This window comes from Psychrobacter sp. KH172YL61 (genome assembly GCF_007182895.1).
Taxonomy (GTDB): Bacteria; Pseudomonadota; Gammaproteobacteria; order Pseudomonadales; family Moraxellaceae; genus Psychrobacter; species Psychrobacter pacificensis.
In genome coordinates this window covers 1,990,390-2,007,078 of sequence record NZ_AP019516.1, presented here as the reverse complement: position 1 = coordinate 2,007,078, position 16,689 = coordinate 1,990,390, and the positions used below count along the sequence as shown (strand labels likewise).

The following is a 16,689-nucleotide window of genomic DNA, read 5'->3' as shown; positions in this document are numbered from 1 at the left end:
AGGATAGCATCATGGCCGGTCAAACTTTATATGACAAACTTTGGAATGCTCATGAAGTCACCAAGCGTGACGACGGTTCGAGCTTAATTTATATCGATCGCCATCTGTTGCATGAAGTGACGAGTCCACAAGCGTTTGAAGGATTGGAGCTTGCCAATAGAGCACCATGGCGTTTGTCTGCCAATATCGCCAGTCCTGATCACAATGTGCCAACAGTCACCAAAGAGCGCTCAGCAGGTGTCACTGGTATTAAAGACAAGGTATCACGTCTGCAGGTTGTCACATTGGATGAGAACTGCACCAAATTTGATATCGCAGAATTTACAATCAACGATGCGCGTCAAGGAATTTTGCATGTCGTTGGTCCTGAGCAAGGTCTTGTGTTGCCAGGTATGACCGTTGTTTGTGGTGATTCGCACACAGCGACACATGGCGCACTTGGTTGCTTAGCACATGGTATCGGCACCTCTGAAGTTGAGCACGTATTGGCAACGCAGTGCTTGATCCAAAAGAAATCAAAAATATGCAAATCCGCGTCACTGGTCAACTTGGTGCGGGCGTGACCTCAAAAGACGTCGTGCTCGCCATTATTGCGAAGATCGGTACGGCAGGCGGAACTGGACATGCGATTGAATTTGCAGGTCAAGTGTTTGAAGACATGAGTATGGAAGGTCGTATGACTGTCTGTAACATGGCAATTGAGGCTGGTGCTCGCGTGGGTATGGTTGCCGTTGATGATACGACGATAGACTATGTTAAAGGTCGCCCGTACGCGCCAAACGAGTCACAGTGGCCACAAGCTGAAGCCTACTGGCGTACATTATATTCAGATGATGACGCAGTATTTGATACCGTGGTTGAGATCGATGGTAGCCAAATAGCACCGCAAGTATCTTGGGGTACCTCGCCTGAGATGGTCGTTGATATCACCCAATCGGTACCAACACCTGACCAAGCCATTGATGAAGCCCAAAAGAGGGTTGGTTACGCGCATATACCTATATGGGTCTAGAAGCTGGTCAGAAAATCACGGACATTCAGCTTGATCGTATATTTATTGGCTCATGTACCAATTCGCGTATCGAAGATTTGCGGGACGCTGCAGCAGTGATCAAAGGACGCAAAGTGGCTGATAATATCAAAGAAGCCATCGTTGTTGCAGGTTCTGGACAAGTAAAACTACAAGCAGAGGCTGAAGGTTTAGATGCTTTGTTTACCGAAGCTGGTTTTGAATGGCGCGAGCCGGTTGTTCAATGTGTCTTGCCATGAATGCAGACAAACTTGAGCCGCAAGAGCATTGTGCATCGACGTCTAATCGTAATTTCGAAGGTCGTCAGGGTAATGGTGGTCGTACGCATTTGGTCAGTCCAGCAATGGCAGCTGCAGCAGCGTTGGCAGGTCATTTTGTAGACGTTCGTACGTTTTAAGACTGATAATAAGTAGCTGACATCATGCTTATATCAACGATAAATATATGAGCATGATGTCAAAACGGTAAAAATTTATTTACTGTTTAATATGCTTATCAAGATCGTCAACCAGCAAAAATATAATTGATAGGAAATTTTATGCAAGCTTATAACACCCAAACCGGTATCGTTTGCCCACTTGATCGCGCAAACGTCGATACCGATCAAATTATCGCAAAACAGTTTTTGAAGTCTATTAAACGTACAGGCTTTGGCGTGAATTTATTTGATGATTGGCGCTATCTTGATGAAGGATATCCAGGCCAAGACCCCAGCACACGTGTTATCAATCCAGACTTTGTATTGAATAAACCCCGTTATCAAGGCGCTACTATATTGCTAGCACGCAGAAACTTTGGCTGTGGCTCTAGTCGTGAGCATGCACCTTGGGCACTTTCTGAGTATGGCTTTCGTACGGTTATCGCACCAAGCTTTGCTGATATCTTTTACAATAACTGCTTTAAAAATGGCATGTTACCGATTGTACTAGATGAAGCAATTGTGGATACTTTAATGAAGGCGACTGTTGCTAATGAAGGCTATGAGCTGACGGCAGATCTTGAGCGTCAGGTAGTCATCACGCCAACAGGCGAAGAGTATGTTTTGAAGTGGATGCTTTTCGCAAACATTGCTTGTTAAATGGGCTAGATGATATCGGTTTAACCTTGCAGCAAAGCGATGCTATCAAAGACTACGAGCATAAAATGATGCAAAAACGCCGTGGATCTTTAACGACGTACGCGCTTAGGTAAGGATTTTATGATGCCTTGCTCACAAAACTGCTGGCCAGTCGCAACGCATCGTTGAGTTATGGCGGTGAACTGGCTAAAATGAAGGGTAGTTTTGACACATTTTATTATCTTCCTTATAAATTATCTTTCTGATAAACAGTAGCCGCCATTATGAATAAAAACGTTATGCTCTATCGACAAGTACGATTGTTGCTGCAAGCTTATTTTTGTCAGGCTGCCAGCTATTGACGGGCTATCAAAAAATAGATGAGGCAGAAAGTGCGAAAGCGTGGGTAGGTAAGATCCAACCCGTTGCTGGCGAAGTAAATATCGCGTGCGTGGGTACTTACCACTGTGAAATCGTGCAAATAGATAAGACACTGGTTATTTCTCCTGATAATCATGAGCCAGTTAATCCTCAGATTGTAGAGGCTTTACCAAGTTATAAAGGTACTGCAACGCCCCAAATGAGCATAGAGATGACACCGCTCATGAGTAAAAACTCTATAAAGATATTGCCATTAGCCGCATCTGGTATGCCAGGGTTGACCAACTATTATGCACGGGTGATGCCTGCAAAACGTGAAGTCCATGTCAATTTTTATCCAGAGAATAACATGGGATACGTTGAGCGTTTTGCGATGATTCATGATTTTGCGGACGCAGGTACTTACAAGTTACGTGCTTATCAAAAGAAAAGTAGTGAAAAATCTGGCAGTTTGTTGGATACAGCGTCGCCTGAGCCTTTATGTATTGATCTATTACAAGGTAATAAGGTGCAGCGCCGATTCTGTAAACAGTTAGAGTCTGAGCACCAAGGTGAGTTTGTAGAGACAGGCATGGTCAAAGCAGTGACGTCAGCATCTAAACCTAAAACGACCACAGCGTAATAAAAATTAATTGATAAAAATATATCCAAAAGGATTAGTATGGCAACGATTTTAACATTAGCGGGCGATGGTATTGGCCCTGAAATCATGACTCAAGCCATCGACGTGCTCAAAGCCGTCAATGAGAAGTTTTCACTTGATTTGACATTAGAGTCTGGATTGATTGGTGGTGTGGCTATTGATGCCACAGGTGAGCCTTTACCTGATGAAACATTAGCGCGTGCACGTGCAGCAGATGCTGTATTATTAGGCGCTGTCGGCGGCCCTAAATGGGATACGATTGAACGTAGTAAGCGCCCTGAGCGCGGTCTGCTTAAAATCCGTGGTGAGCTGGGTTTGTTTGCCAATTTACGTGTGGCAAAGCTTTATCCGCAGCTAGCCAATGCGTCAAGTATCAAGCCTGAAATTATATCTGGTTTAGATTTGCTGATTGTTCGCGAACTGACGGGTGGCATTTATTTTGGCGAGCCACGTGGTATTCGCACACTAGAAAATGGTGAGCAGCAAGGCTATAACACGATGGTGTATAGCACCAGTGAGATTCAGCGTATCGGTAAAGTTGCTTTTGAGTTAGCAAAAACCCGTGCCCAAGCCGCAGGTACAGCTGCCAAGGTATGTTCAGTAGACAAAGCCAACGTCTTAGAAGTGACTGAGCTGTGGAAACAAACAATGATTCAGATGCAGCAAGCAGAGTATAGCGATGTGGCGTTATCCCATATGTATGCTGACAATGCTTGTATGCAGTTGATCAAAGATCCTAAGCAGTTTGATGTCATGGTAACAGGCAATATGTTTGGTGATATCTTATCTGATGAAGCGGCAATGTTGACCGGTTCTATTGGTATGCTGCCATCAGCGAGCTTGGATGAGGATGGCAAAGGTATGTATGAGCCATGTCATGGTTCTGCGCCTGATATCGCTGGGCAAGATAAAGCCAATCCATTGGCCACTATTTTGTCTGTCGCTATGATGCTGCGTTATACCTTTAAGCAAGAGGAAGCCGCACAAGCGATCGAGCAAGCAGTCAGTGATGTGCTTGATGATGGTCTGCGTACGCTTGATATTTTAGACAGCAGTGAAGCTGGACTCAAGCAAGTGGGCTGTCAAGAGATGGGGCAAGCGGTATTGGCTAAACTGGTATAAGTCAGCTAATCTAATGTAGACCATTTTAAGGTAGTTTTTACAGTTTAATCTCGTTCATTTTATACCCATAAGTTGCTGAGCAATTTATGGGTTTTTTCTGTTATATGATATTGAGTCATGCCTTATTGTAAACGGATCAGTGTGTTTGTTCACTCTCTTAACAAATGCACAGTAGGAAGAGTCGGTTATTAACATAAAGCTGTTAGGGAATAGTGGCAAGACTATGGCAATATATTTTTATAATAAATTTTTCGATATTTTTGATATATGGTAACTATTTAGGGGAGTTTTTTTATGTCTCAATTACTTAAGGTTAGCAGCCTTGTTATAGCGATGGGTACAACGTCCGCATTATTAATAGGTTGTAGTAGCAATGCTAATAATAGCGCACAAACGGCTAATGACAGCAAGTCGCCTAATAGTGGTATGACAGGTACTACAACAGATAATAATAACCATGCAGGAACCGAAGCAAAGATGAGTACTAGTAGCAACCAATCTACTAGTAACCAAACTAATAGCAACAGTATCGATGCTGATACGATGGACAGCACGATGACTGATAGTAACGATATTAGTCCAGTAACCAACGGTGTTAGTCAGCAAATAGAGGGTAATAGCAAAGCCGCAAATTCGCTAAATGAATTACTAACCAAAATTGAATACAGTACAGAAAATCTATCAGAAACTGCTAAAAAGGTAAATGAAGCAACATGGAAAGCTGATACCAAAATTGATCGTAATGTTGCTACCAAATTACAAGCGCTACTGAACTGGAATCATAGTGGTGTGGGTGCAGTGGATGGCTATTGGGGCAAAAACACGCGTAAAGCCATGCAAGCTTTTCAAAAGGCTCAAGGATTACCAGTAACTGAAGCGGTCAATGAAGAGACGTGGCAAGCATTAACTAAGAATTCTACGCTTACTTCACAGCCTGTATTGGTCAGTTATCAGCTGACAGATGCTGATGTGAATGTCAAAACTACCCAAATTCCTGCTAGTGCTGAAGCCAAGGCCAAGCTAGATGGTATGTATTATGAAAGCGTCCTTGAAGCCTTGGGCGAAAAATTTCATATCAGTCGTGATTATCTCAAATCGCTTAACCCCAATGCCAGCTTTAAAAGTGGCGAAACCATCATTGTCTATAACCCAGGTAACCCTAATACAACACCAGTGAGCCGAGTGGTCGCTGATAAAGACACGCAAACCCTATATGCATACGATGACAGTGACAATCTGGTTGCCAGCTATCCAACCACAGTAGGTAGCACAGCAACACCTTCACCAACGGGTACGCATAAAGTCAAAGTCAAAATTCACGAGCCAAATTACACCTATACTAGCGATAATGGCAAAAATCTATTATCCCGCCAGGCCCTAACAATCCCGTTGGTGTGGTATGGATTGGCCTTAGCAAACCATCGTATGGCATTCATGGATCACCCGATCCTGAACGTATCAGTCGTCAGGCATCAGCAGGTTGTGTTCGCCTCACTAACTGGGATGCACTGAGCCTATTAGGTGTTATCAAGAACGATGCCACTGTCGAGTTCAAATAACTCATCGTTTAATTATTTCATAAAACGCAGACAAAAAAATACCGCTGAAATTTAGCGGTATTTTTTATGGTAAAACAAACAGCAAACACGAAATAGCTAAAACAGTGATAGGCAATAATGAGCAGGTTAGCGTTTTCATTATTATTATCAGTCAAACCACTCAAGCGTCTATATCAGCTATCAGCGATAAAGTAGCTATTTGGTTATTGGCTGTATTTTTATAAATACTTTTATAACCATATGAGTTGGCGAGTATTTAGTTTTTACCACGGTAAGTAATACGACCTTTAGATAGGTCATAAGGGGTCATTTCAACCTTAACTTTATCACCTGTCAAGATACGAATATAGTGCTTACGCATCTTACCTGAGATGTGTGCAATGATTTCGTGTCCGTTTTCTAAACGAACCTTGAACAAAGTGTTAGGAAGGGTATCAATGACTTCGCCTTCAAATTCGATAATATCGTCTTTTGCCATAATTTGTATCAATCAATTAAAAATAAGCCCATATTATACGTAAGTTAGCGGATTAAAGCAATACAGAACCTGGTTTTGACTTGACAGCATGTAAGTGATATGTATGCTAATTTAGTCAGGTAAGTTTAACCAAATCGGTGTGAGGGTGCCTGCGGCAATAGTCGCTGGAAATGCTCAGGATAATAGGCATTGATGAAATACAAGCCATCCCCCTGAGGGCCGTAGGCGGCGCAATTGTTCGATCCTCTTTGCTCAAAATGTTTAAAAAGTCTGCTGGCTCTAACTCATGTCTGCCAATCGCGTATAGCGTACCCATCAAGTTACGAACCATGTGATGCAAAAATCCATCTGCCTGTATATCGAACACTATAAACTGACCATGAGCGAAAAGGTCGGCATGACTGACGGTACGTACTGGCTGATTGGATTGACAGGCTGCCGCACGGTAGCTGCTAAAATTGTGAGTACCAACGATATCGGCAGCTGCCTTTTGCATCGCTGCTAGGTCTAAAGGCTCATAGATATGGGTAACCTGATGATTGAGTATCGCAGGGCGCTGCGCTTGATTAAGGGTGATATAACGATAACGACGAGCAATCGCACCAAAACGCGCATGGAAGTCAGCTGGCATCGGTTGAATCCAGCGCAAAGCAATATCGTCAGGCAGTAGGCTATTGACACCGCGTAACCAGTTATGAGTAGGGCGATACGCATGCGTGGTAAAATGAGCAATCATATTGCTGGCATGGACACTGGCATCAGTACGTCCAGCGGCGATGACTTCGACGGATTCATTGGCGACCTTGCCGATAGCGGTTTCTAGTGCTTCTTGTACACCCAGCACTTCTCGTTGCCGCTGCCAACCATGATAGTGCGTACCCAAAAACTCAATCGCAATCGCCAAAGTATAGGTTGGTGAACGTTCAGGTTCGATAGTTTCAATCTTAGACATTTTGGTTTCTAAGCTTATAAAGTCGGAATTAATTAAGGAGCATTTATCGCTTTTTGATGCTTGTGCCAGGCTGACTGACATTATTCAACCAGCGCTGTCGGCGCCTTGCTGGACTGTCATAGCGCAGTAGCAACCATAACAACCGTGCATAAATAGCAGGGATGGTTAAGCGTCCACCAGCAATAACGTGGTAGTCATATTGCCAACTGCCTGCCGCGTAGCTGTCGCTCACACCGCCAAACGGACATTGACTGGCAGATATCACCATGTGTCCATGCTCGTGAACCAAATCAAGCGTCTTTGCTAGTGCAGTCGAATAGGGAATATTCCCCGCGCCAAATCCTAATAGGATAATGCCACAAGACGGCTGTGATAATAACGCTTGTAGTTGATCATTGAGCACCTGAACATCATTAGGTAAGCAGTATAAAGCATGGATTTTGGCCTGATCAGCACTTGCTTTGATATTGGGTAGTAAGTCTTGCTGATCATCAAGCCAATGCTGCCTACGGGTATCTGAGAGATTTTTTATATAACTGTTGGCTGGATACGCTGCTCGAGAGTGACCAGTAAATGCCATAAGGTCATGACTGTGAATTTTTGCACCGTTTGTGCAGGCCACGATTCACCGCCAAAGCTGATCTTGACACCTGATTCACCAGCCGCAGCTAGCTTCAATGAGTCGTTAAGGTTGCCCCAAGCGTCGCTATGAGCATCGATATCGTAGGAGTGAATCACTTCACTATCTAATAACGGCCGCATACTTCCAGTGACCACAATACAAATATCGCTACCGGCAAACGCTTCTGCTAAAAATGCACCTAAATAACTCAACGTGTCAGTGCCACTAATCAGGACAAAGCGTTTATTACCTTGATTATAAGCATTCAGTAATAGCTGATAAAAATGTACAAAATCAACTGGCGTAAGCTGGCTACTGTCTTTGATCAGCGTGTTGTCTAGCCATGAAATTTCTGGTGAACCAGTCGTATTGCCTTGCTCAGCCAATAGTTTTTTGTAGCGTAGGTAAAAGATATCTGCCGATAGCGGCGCTAGAGGTTTGCCATAGCTACCAAAGGTACCACCAGCATAGATTAATTGAATGGGGTCAGACATAGTTTTGGTCATAAAAGAAGATGGCATAGTATCAACACAGTAAACAATTATGAAAAAAGAAGCGCCAGAGCGTTTATTAGTGACAGGTTGAGAGGTCAGTAATAGATAGTATCAGAATTAAATGCAAAAAATCAGCAAGCCTCCGATAATAAGAGATACTTGCTGATAGGCATCTAAACGACTGATTATGCTGTGCGCTCAAGTAATAGTTGTGCTTGTTGTTTCTGCTCACTATTACCCTGAGCGATCACTTCATTAAGCAAACGTTTGGCACTGTCATATTCGCCTAATTGTAAATACTGATTGGCTAAATCTAGCGTCACTTGATTGCTATCTAATGATTTTACAAAGTCAAAATCTGCGGCAAAGCGCGATGAAAAATCTTCTGCTGATTCAACCGCTTCATGACTGATATCTGTTTCAGGTTCTGCTGGTGCAACGGTAGAGGCTGGGGGAGTCGCTACGGAAGAATCTAATAAAGAGTCAGTTTCTATGATATCGAAGTCATCAGCTATAGGCGTGTCATCATCAAATCTTAACGACGTAACTGGCGTAGTATCTGATGCTTCAAAAGCATCAATGTCGGTGTCATCGTTGATCAGTTGTTCTTCAAAACTTAAGTTTGCAACGCTATCATCTTCGAGAGTACTACTGTCATTATCAGCGTTTTCAAAGTCAATATCTTCCAAAACAAAGCCATCAATATCGTTACTTACGTCAGTAGTAGATGGCTCATTAATCGCGAAAGTGTTAACGGCATCAATATCGTCTGATTCGTCCAGATCGTCTAAAGATAAAGTAAAGTCATCTTCAATGTTTTGGACAGCATTGCTAGAAGCTTCTTCTTCATTTTTATTAACAGAAGCATCTTTATCTGCATCGGCTGCTAAATCATCAAAATCTAAGATGAAGTCGTCTTCTAATACTAATGCTTCGCTTTCACTGTCTTGAACATCTGATACGTCAGAATTTTCAATTAAAGTGTTTTCTGCAGGTGATTCAAAATCGAACTCAAAGTCACTAAGGTCGTTGTCTTCTATGACCTCATCATTCTTGGCCTCGTTATTTTCGATGGTATTAGTATGGTCGCTTGTAGAAATATAAAGGCTATCATCATCCGTGGCCAATGATGTAACAGGAGTCTCATCAGTAGCATTTGACTCATTGAAATCATCTTCTAAGTCACTGAGCGTCAGATCAAAGCTATCGTCTACGTTTTCAGTAGGCTCACCTGAAAACACTGGGCTATCGATAGGTTTGTCTATTACTAAATCGTTATTATCTTCAATAACAGGACGATCAGATATGTTAGCGGTATCATCGGCTTGATTAGTAGTAGATAAATCGAAATCTAGACTATCAAAACCATCTTGATTGTTTTCTGTTGTTGCCTCGTCTGTTACCACTTCTGGTGCGGCTACTGGGCTTTGCTCTCCAATGTATAAATCTTTTAATTCATCAGCAAGCGTAATGGTTTTGGCATCGTTATGCATTTTAATGCGGTTATAGACATCATGAAAGTTTTCTGGCTGATCTAGCGTAGCGTATATGCTCAATAGCTTAATAGATAACTGACTGTCATTAGGCTTTTCGTTTAGTCCACGATTGATCGTTTCAATGGCTTTGTCGTAGCGCTGTTGATCCATGAAACGCTGGGCAATCGTAATATGATCGAACTTATTGCTATCATTTTGATTGGTTTGGGCAGCAGTGCCATAATCCGTTTTTGATGCTGGTGCAGCGGTATTTTTTACTGAGCTTGCAGGTGGTTGTACACTTTGGTTTTGTGCTTTATTTTTGCGCAATAAAAAAACAGCGACTAACAGGATAAGCACCAATCCAGCGATGATATATAGCATATTGTCCATAGTTATTCCTACTCCTAAGATCACAGCATCGTGCGTTGATCCGTTAGGCAATTATTGATTGCGTAGTTTTTTGAGACGAGCTTGTAGCTCAGCCAGTTTTGATTTTGTAATTGAAGCTTTTTCGTATAGTTGTCCAGCGCGCTGCTGGTTTTGACAAGCGCTGAGCTTGTGAGGCAGTCTCTTGTCTTGATGCTTTTAGCGCTGCTAATATATCGGTGCTTAGACCATTGCCTTTATCTGCCGCTGATTTCGCCTGAGTGCCATCTGCATTACCATCATGACCAGGGGCAAGGACAGAAAACTGTGCTTGCGGTAGTGTCTGGGTCTTAGTGGTTGGTTTTGTAGAGACACTTGCGGCTTGAGAGACATCAGCTGGTTTTTTAGACGTCTTTTGCGCTGGCTTTTTTTGGCACAGGTGTATTCGCTCGGCGGCTATATTGTCTTTGAGCACTAATGGCTGCTTCTAAGCTTTGCTGTGACGGTATAACATCGTAGCTAGGTAAGCGAAGCTTAGCATCTGCTTTTAGTTGGTCAGCATCTTGATTAATAAAAGCATCAGGGTTCTGTGACTGAATTTGTTTCATTACAGTCGACGTGTCTAGGTTGTTTTCACGTGCGATCTGCTGCGCGATCATCCACAAACTATCATTGCGTTGCACCTGATACTGAGTTGTTGCATTCCTCGTTACTTTATTGCTAGCTGTACTTGGATTATTCATAGTTTTGGATGGTACAGGTGATGCTATATTAGCAGGTATATTACTGCCTTGAGCTGCGGCGATAACACGATTGTCTGAGTCGATTGCACTTTTGAGTCATCTCTCGCTTTAGGGGTTGTTGCTTTGACAGGTGAGCTTGCCATGAGGTCAGAGTCTGCTTTACTGCTTGGTTGTATTTGGCGCGTCACTTGTATGTTTAGGATATCAAGCTGCTTGTCAGTACTTGGCTTATCTGCCGCAACTACGTTGTTATGAGTGCGCGCCTCAGTACCGCCTTTATCATCAGGTGTCATGGTACCGCTACTACTACTTGCTACACTTAATCCACTGTTATCCGAAGTGTTCACCGAGCTTTGGCTGTTACCAATAGCAGTTGAATGACCGGTATTATTTTTTATGTCAGCATTGCTGTTTAAGCGACCATTATTGAGACGGCTAGGTGTATAGGTAAGACTGTTGACCTGTGAGATAGCCGTCACTGTTGGCGCCTGAATATTAGGTGCTGGTGATGTAGAAGCCAACAATTCAGTCGCTGATTTGCTTGGTTTTGATAACTTGGGCGAGGATATAGCAGGGGCCGACATCAGTGGCGGCGGCGCGCCTTTTCTGACCGTCAAAGGCATGGCATTACTTACAGAAACGCTAGGCAAATTTGGCTTCTTGGCACCTGTGGCGATATTCTTACCAGTATTGATAGGTACACTATCTTTTAATGGCATCAGTAGCGTTTTTGGTACCATATTTTGCCGACCATTATCATTAATCGCTAAAACGACATCAGCAAAAGGCTTAGACACAGGCTGTGATGTGGTAATAAAAACTTGACCGCTGGTCGCCGAAGTAGGCTGAAAGCGTACCCTCATAGAGTCAGTCGAGGTCAACCCCATTTGCTGGTAAATGGTCGAGTTTGCCAAACTGGCAGAAAAGTCAGCTGATTGAATGTTACTGACGACGATGCTCGCTACTAAAGGCTCATGCTGGGCCGAAGTGACCACCGTCTTACCAATGGTTGCTGCTTGTACGCTCGGCACTAACACGGCGGACCCTACAGAACAAAATAGTGCCATCGATACCGCGCGATGTACAGTAGTCAAGCGACGAGGATAGATGACAAGACATGAGCAGCCCTTTAGTATAAATAAGTTGTCTTTGCTGTTATAACAAAATACCGTTTAGTTTACCAGTTTATTTCACAACTGTTGTGTCCAATGCACAAAGTGTCTTTGTAGTGTTCACTGAGCTTTTTTATCTAGTAGCATGGCATCGCCATAACTAAAGAATCGATACTGTTTTCGATAGCATGTTGATAGGCGTGTTCAATAGATGCCTTACCTGCGAATGCTGATACTAGCATTAGTAGTGTCGATTTAGGTAAGTGGAAATTGGTCAATAACCGATCGATAACGCCGAATTTGAACCCAGGGTAAATAAATATATCTGTATCGCCTGACCAACTAGAGAGTGCCTGACCGTCAATGGCAGTTTTTTGATAAGCCGTTTCGAGAACACGCGTCACTGTGGTACCAATCGCAATAACCTTTTTACCATTCGCGTGCGTTTGATTGATGAGGTTTGCCGTGGTCTGCGGCAAATGCGCGTATTCACTATGCATGGTGTGATTGAGTAGGTTATCTGTTTTGACGGGAGCAAAAGTACCCGCCCCAACGTGCAATGTGACAAAAGCGGTATTGATACCTTTCTCGTCAAGCTTGCTCAGTACGGATTCATCGAAGTGTAAGCTTGCCGTTGGTGCAGCCACGCTGGCGAGCTTGGCAGGATCATGAAAAACGGTTTGATAACGAGTGTTGTCAGTGTCATCAGCATGGCGCTCAAAGTAGGGCGGGATAGGCAGTTCACCATAAAGCTCTAGATGCGGCAATATCGGCGCATCAAACGCCAAAATGAATAAGTTGTCTTGGCGACCAATCATCGTAGCGCTCATATGACCATCGGCAAGTTGTAAGCGTTGACCAAGCTTGAGCGCTTTGCTGGCTTTTACATGGCAAAGGGCAATATGCTCTTGATTAACTGCTTCATCATTGGTGTCTTTTTAGATGCAGTGGCACTTCATCCAAGTCCGAGATATCGACTAGGCGTTCAATCAGTACTTCAAGCTTACCGCCAGTATCCTTTTGACCAAATAAGCGTGCTTTCATCACCTTGGTATCATTAAAGACAATCAGATCTCCAGCCTCTAATAAGTGAGGCAACTCAGAAAACAAACGATCTTCTACACGAGTGTCATTTATTTGAGTACGAGCTGGCAAGTATAGAAGTTTTGAAGCAGAGCGCTGCGCTAATGGGTAGCGTGCAATCAGACTGTCTGGCAGCTCATAGTCATAATCTTCAACGCTCAGATAATCTAAGACGTCGTTGTTTTTGTCGGTATCAGTTGGCGCGTCAGTATCAGTAGAGTCAATGTGAGAGTCGGTCATAATCAGTCTTTAAATGGATAGGGATTTTGGCACAATTGTAGCAGAAATACCTTTGTGAGAGGATACTTTGCTCAGCAGTAATCATGTATAAGATATGCTTCAAACCTATAAATAGCCTAAGTAAATATTATAGGCTATGTCAAATTACAAAGAAGTTTTTAAAAGAAGTTTTTATCAGTTGTAGACTAATTTATTCGAATAGATTTAGTTGAGGCAGTAACTGAGCGGCAGGTGCTAACGAAGAAAAAGTCACACCAACTAGCCGAATAGGCAGCTGACGTGGAATATCCAAGAATAGCTTGTCTAGCCAATAATGTGCAGACTCAGCGCTATCAAACGTCGTAGAAAGCGTGTGTGAGCGAGTGATTTGAGTAAAGTCTGAATATTTGATTTTTAGAGTAATGGTATGAGCGACTAACTGCTTTTGGTGCATTTGATTAAAGGCATCGGCGTTTTGCTCATATATTTGGGTGAGTAGCGCGTCATCATCATTTAGATTATCTTTGAATGTGGTCTCTGAACCAACAGACTTGTGCGTGCGTTCAGACTTTACAGGGCGCGCATCGCGGCCATGAGCAATATCATGATAAAACTGACCACGTTTACCAAATTCTTGTACCAATACGGCAGCTGGTGTACGCCGAAGATCAGCGCCATTACTCACACCCATCGCATGTAAGCGCTTTGCCGTTGCTTTGCCTATGCCATGAAACCGCTCAATGGGTAGCGTGCTAATAAAGTGATCTGCCTCTTTTGGCGTGATGATGGCTGTACCGTTAGGCTTATTGATGTCAGAGGCAATCTTGGCGAGCATTTTATTAAATGACACGCCAGCAGACGCAGTCAATCCTGTATATTCCAATATCTGCGCACGTAACCAATTGGCCATTAATGTCGCTGAGCCTTTGTGTACAGATAACCCTGTGACATCAAGATACGCTTCATCTAATGATAGCGGCTCCACATGGGGCGTTAAACTATGCATAATGCGGCGAATATCACTACTGACCGCTCGATAAACCTCGAAACGCGGTCTTACAAATATCACTTCTGGGCAACGTTTGCGAGCTTCATAGCATGACATTGCAGAGCGTACACCGAATTGACGCACCTCATAACTGGCAGCGGCAACCACACCTCGACCATTAGGATCACCACCAACCACCAATGGCTTACCACGTAGTTCAGGAAAGTCACGCTGCTCCACACTGGCATAAAAAGCATCCATATCGATATGAATGATTTTACGGGAGTTCAATTGAATAGAGTCTGTCATATTCAATATTTTACCTGAATTAATGGCTTTTTCTATTATCAATTGTTAGAGACCAAAGTAGCTTTTCCGTAAATTTTTGACTAAACCGCAATAATATTTAACTATTGATATATATTGGTAATTGAATATATTGTAATGTTATGTACAGCAAACAAGACAACTTTATAAACCTTATGCTAATGTTAGCGAACAGTTGTTTTCTATCAGCATCTTTTATTAAGAGGTTTGGTAAGTTATTTTATTTTAATAAACCGTCTATCTTAATAGAGCTGCCATTCATCATAAATTTGATGGACATCTATTATAGTTGGCAGATTAAAGTTTTAAACTATAAGTATTCACAGTAATAGGTACGGTAACAAGAGTAGTTAACGCCTCATATATTTTTAGTACTGTAAAAAGACGTTGTTTGTAGCGCTCATACCAAACTTGTGCATTGAGTACTGGTAGATTAGCTCTTTAAAAAAATATCGTTGCTAGAGAGTTCAGAACGACCAAGGAGCAGAAAATGAATAACGAATTGAAAGGGAGTGATTTAACACGGGCAATGCTAGCACGCGGCGAAAAACGAGTATGGTGTGCAGTTTGCGATGACAGCGACGAGCAAGCTATGATGGATCATTGTGGTAATGACTTTACCGCGTATATTGTGTCGTTTCGTAATGGGTCTTTTTTATTGCAGTGCTGGCATGCCATGGAGCTATGCCGTACCGATTAAGATAAGTGTTGTTAGAGAATCTGAAGTAGCGATGTAAACAAAGAATTCACAGATATAAAAGTAACAGACACAAAAAAACCTCCGAAAAGGGAGGTTAGATTGTACTGCTATATGGTACCAGTGGTCGGACTCGAACCGACACGCTTTTAAAGGCAACGGATTTTGAATCCGTCATGTCTACCAATTCCATCACACTGGCATGTTAGAAGATAATGTCTATTAAATAAATATTATCGAATTGGGCTACAGGGTTAACTCTGTATAGGCTGCGTATTATAGCAGCCTATTTTTGGTCGTCAAGACTTATTTAAAATAATTTTCGATCAATTCAACATTTTTATCCCTACAAAGGCACGTTCAACTGCGTAATCTGCTTGCACACCCATGCGCGGTGATACAGTCAGACCAAAATCATCTAGAATGGCTGACACTTCGGCGTTGAATGGCATGCTGCCACATAACATGACGCGGTCGTCGTCTTTATTCATTGGAGGCAAACCGATGTCTTCGAATAATTTGCCAGACTTCATCAAGTCTGTGACTCGGCCTTGGTTTCTAAACTCTTCACGAGTGACAGTCGGGTAGTAGATGAACTTTTCGCGGAACCATTCACCAAAGATTTCATCATTCGGTAGCTCATTTTCGAACATATCGCGATAAGCCAAATCATCAACGTGGCGGACACCATGAACCAAAATAACTTTGTCAAAACGATCATATACTTCAGGGTCACGTGCCAATGCCAAGAAAGGGGCAAGTCCGGTACCTGTTGAGAGCATGTATAAATGTTTGCCAGGTAATAAATCATCTAATACCAACGTACCTGTTGGTTTTTTGCTGACCAATAGCTCATCGCCGACTTTGATGTGCTGCAAACGTGAGGTTAAAGGGCCGTCTTGAACTTTGATGGAGAAAAACTCTAAATGCTCTTCGTAGTTAGGACTAGCAATCGAGTAAGCACGTAGCAGTGGTCTACCATCGACAACAAGACCAATCATCGCAAATTCGCCATTACGAAAGCGTAGGCCATCGTCACGAGTGGTTTTAATGCTAAATAGAGAGTCATTCCAATGATGAACCTCTGTGACCGTTTCGGTGCGAAGTTTTGACATAAAGTCCTCGTTAATTAATAAGTGGTTATCGCTGTCGTTAGGCTTAAATACGTATTAAATCAAAATTTTCAATGATAGATTAAAAAATATAAAAACCTATCAGTATTCTAATAGTTATCGAAAAAGCTGAATGTTAAAACGTACCTACCGTAAAATTCAATAATCAGGTTTATCTATCAGCCGATAGGGCTGTAGACTATTTTTCTTGCATGTTAAATCATCA

Annotated in this window: 13 protein-coding genes, 1 tRNA gene and 5 pseudogenes; 7 read left to right on the top strand and 12 right to left on the bottom strand. The window is 42.7% G+C overall.

Features of this window, described 5'->3' with window-relative positions; all coding sequences use genetic code 11:
* Positions 1 to 11 precede the first annotated feature (11 nt).
* The 6 genes and pseudogenes from leuC (at position 12) to PKHYL_RS17650 (ending at position 5,792) form a co-directional block, all read left to right on the top strand.
* A pseudogene (gene leuC, locus PKHYL_RS10595) lies at positions 12 to 1,427 on the top strand (3-isopropylmalate dehydratase large subunit).
* Positions 1,428 to 1,568: 141 nt separating this feature from the next.
* Positions 1,569 to 2,217: pseudogene (gene leuD / locus PKHYL_RS10590) on the top strand (3-isopropylmalate dehydratase small subunit).
* A gap of 210 nt (positions 2,218 to 2,427) precedes the next feature.
* Positions 2,428 to 3,090 carry a hypothetical protein gene (locus PKHYL_RS10585; protein ID WP_240365104.1) on the top strand — a complete coding sequence of 221 codons (663 nt, stop codon included), beginning with the start codon at positions 2,428 to 2,430 and terminating at the stop codon, positions 3,088 to 3,090.
* Positions 3,091 to 3,129: 39 nt separating this feature from the next.
* Positions 3,130 to 4,233 carry a 3-isopropylmalate dehydrogenase gene (gene leuB / locus PKHYL_RS10580; RefSeq protein WP_071001290.1) on the top strand — a complete coding sequence of 368 codons (1,104 nt, stop codon included), beginning with the start codon at positions 3,130 to 3,132 and terminating at the stop codon, positions 4,231 to 4,233.
* Between the two features lie 294 nt (positions 4,234 to 4,527).
* Positions 4,528 to 5,526: pseudogene (locus tag PKHYL_RS10575) on the top strand (peptidoglycan-binding protein); the annotation flags it as partial.
* Between the two features lie 101 nt (positions 5,527 to 5,627).
* Complete coding sequence (locus PKHYL_RS17650; protein ID WP_269778159.1) at positions 5,628 to 5,792, top strand: L,D-transpeptidase; 165 nt, start codon at positions 5,628 to 5,630, stop codon at positions 5,790 to 5,792.
* Between the two features lie 256 nt (positions 5,793 to 6,048).
* Here PKHYL_RS17650 and infA read toward each other — a convergent pair whose 3' ends face one another.
* The 10 genes and pseudogenes from infA to dinB all read right to left on the bottom strand — a co-directional run bounded on the left by infA (position 6,049) and on the right by dinB (position 14,636).
* Entirely contained in the window at positions 6,049 to 6,270 is a 222-nt protein-coding gene (gene infA, locus PKHYL_RS10570) for a translation initiation factor IF-1 (RefSeq protein ID WP_021814850.1), read from the bottom strand.
* A 111-nt stretch (positions 6,271 to 6,381) separates the two neighbouring features.
* A pseudogene (gene truA, locus PKHYL_RS10565) lies at positions 6,382 to 7,222 on the bottom strand (tRNA pseudouridine(38-40) synthase TruA).
* A 43-nt stretch (positions 7,223 to 7,265) separates the two neighbouring features.
* On the bottom strand, positions 7,266 to 7,802 hold the full coding sequence (locus PKHYL_RS10560) for a hypothetical protein (protein WP_240365103.1): 537 nt from the start codon (positions 7,800 to 7,802) through the stop codon (positions 7,266 to 7,268).
* Complete coding sequence (locus PKHYL_RS10555) at positions 7,751 to 8,338, bottom strand: asparaginase domain-containing protein (protein WP_240365102.1); 588 nt, start codon at positions 8,336 to 8,338, stop codon at positions 7,751 to 7,753. The genes PKHYL_RS10560 and PKHYL_RS10555 overlap by 52 nt, the downstream gene beginning before the upstream one ends.
* A 185-nt stretch (positions 8,339 to 8,523) precedes the next feature.
* Positions 8,524 to 10,206, bottom strand: a complete 1,683-nt coding sequence (locus tag PKHYL_RS10550) for a FimV/HubP family polar landmark protein (RefSeq protein WP_071001293.1) — start codon at positions 10,204 to 10,206, stop codon at positions 8,524 to 8,526.
* 88 nt (positions 10,207 to 10,294) lie between these two features.
* Positions 10,295 to 10,657, bottom strand: a complete 363-nt coding sequence (locus tag PKHYL_RS10545; RefSeq protein ID WP_240365101.1) for a hypothetical protein — start codon at positions 10,655 to 10,657, stop codon at positions 10,295 to 10,297.
* Positions 10,587 to 10,925: a type IV pilus assembly protein FimV gene (locus tag PKHYL_RS10540; protein ID WP_240365100.1), complete on the bottom strand. Its 339-nt coding sequence runs from the start codon at positions 10,923 to 10,925 to the stop codon at positions 10,587 to 10,589. Before PKHYL_RS10540 ends, PKHYL_RS10545 begins: the two co-directional genes overlap by 71 nt.
* Before the next feature lie 23 nt (positions 10,926 to 10,948).
* Positions 10,949 to 12,019: a type IV pilus assembly protein FimV gene (locus tag PKHYL_RS10535; RefSeq protein WP_240365099.1), complete on the bottom strand. Its 1,071-nt coding sequence runs from the start codon at positions 12,017 to 12,019 to the stop codon at positions 10,949 to 10,951.
* 138 nt (positions 12,020 to 12,157) lie between these two features.
* Positions 12,158 to 13,282: pseudogene (gene queA, locus PKHYL_RS10530) on the bottom strand (tRNA preQ1(34) S-adenosylmethionine ribosyltransferase-isomerase QueA).
* Positions 13,283 to 13,550: 268 nt separating this feature from the next.
* Positions 13,551 to 14,636, bottom strand: coding sequence for a DNA polymerase IV (gene dinB, locus PKHYL_RS10525; RefSeq protein WP_075107379.1), 1,086 nt, complete (start codon positions 14,634 to 14,636; stop codon positions 13,551 to 13,553).
* Between the two features lie 508 nt (positions 14,637 to 15,144).
* Here dinB and PKHYL_RS10520 point away from each other — a divergent pair.
* The gene (locus tag PKHYL_RS10520; protein ID WP_240365098.1) at positions 15,145 to 15,354 is read left to right on the top strand and encodes a hypothetical protein; all 210 of its coding nucleotides are present in this window, start codon (positions 15,145 to 15,147) and stop codon (positions 15,352 to 15,354) included.
* A gap of 112 nt (positions 15,355 to 15,466) precedes the next feature.
* On the opposite strand, the gene PKHYL_RS10515 is transcribed toward PKHYL_RS10520, so the two are convergent.
* Both PKHYL_RS10515 and PKHYL_RS10510 read right to left on the bottom strand, forming a co-directional pair.
* Positions 15,467 to 15,553: transfer RNA gene (locus PKHYL_RS10515), tRNA-Leu, on the bottom strand.
* A gap of 124 nt (positions 15,554 to 15,677) precedes the next feature.
* Positions 15,678 to 16,466, bottom strand: a complete 789-nt coding sequence (locus PKHYL_RS10510) for a ferredoxin--NADP reductase (protein WP_240365097.1) — start codon at positions 16,464 to 16,466, stop codon at positions 15,678 to 15,680.
* Between the last annotated feature and the right edge of the window lie 223 nt (positions 16,467 to 16,689).

Bases quoted from the DNA above. Each gene is read 5' to 3' on its own strand.
- leuB (WP_071001290.1), top strand. From the start codon at position 3,130: ATGGCAACGATTTTAACATTAGCGGGCGATGGTATTGGCCCTGAAATC.
- infA (WP_021814850.1), bottom strand. From the start codon at position 6,270: ATGGCAAAAGACGATATTATCGAATTTGAAGGCGAAGTCATTGATACC.
- PKHYL_RS10560 (WP_240365103.1), bottom strand. From the start codon at position 7,802: ATGGCATTTACTGGTCACTCTCGAGCAGCGTATCCAGCCAACAGTTAT.
- PKHYL_RS10555 (WP_240365102.1), bottom strand. From the start codon at position 8,338: ATGTCTGACCCCATTCAATTAATCTATGCTGGTGGTACCTTTGGTAGC.
- PKHYL_RS10550 (WP_071001293.1), bottom strand. From the start codon at position 10,206: ATGGACAATATGCTATATATCATCGCTGGATTGGTGCTTATCCTGTTA.
- PKHYL_RS10540 (WP_240365100.1), bottom strand. From the start codon at position 10,925: ATGAATAATCCAAGTACAGCTAGCAATAAAGTAACGAGGAATGCAACA.
- dinB (WP_075107379.1), bottom strand. From the start codon at position 14,636: ATGACAGACTCTATTCAATTGAACTCCCGTAAAATCATTCATATCGAT.
- PKHYL_RS10520 (WP_240365098.1), top strand. From the start codon at position 15,145: ATGAATAACGAATTGAAAGGGAGTGATTTAACACGGGCAATGCTAGCA.
- PKHYL_RS10510 (WP_240365097.1), bottom strand. From the start codon at position 16,466: ATGTCAAAACTTCGCACCGAAACGGTCACAGAGGTTCATCATTGGAAT.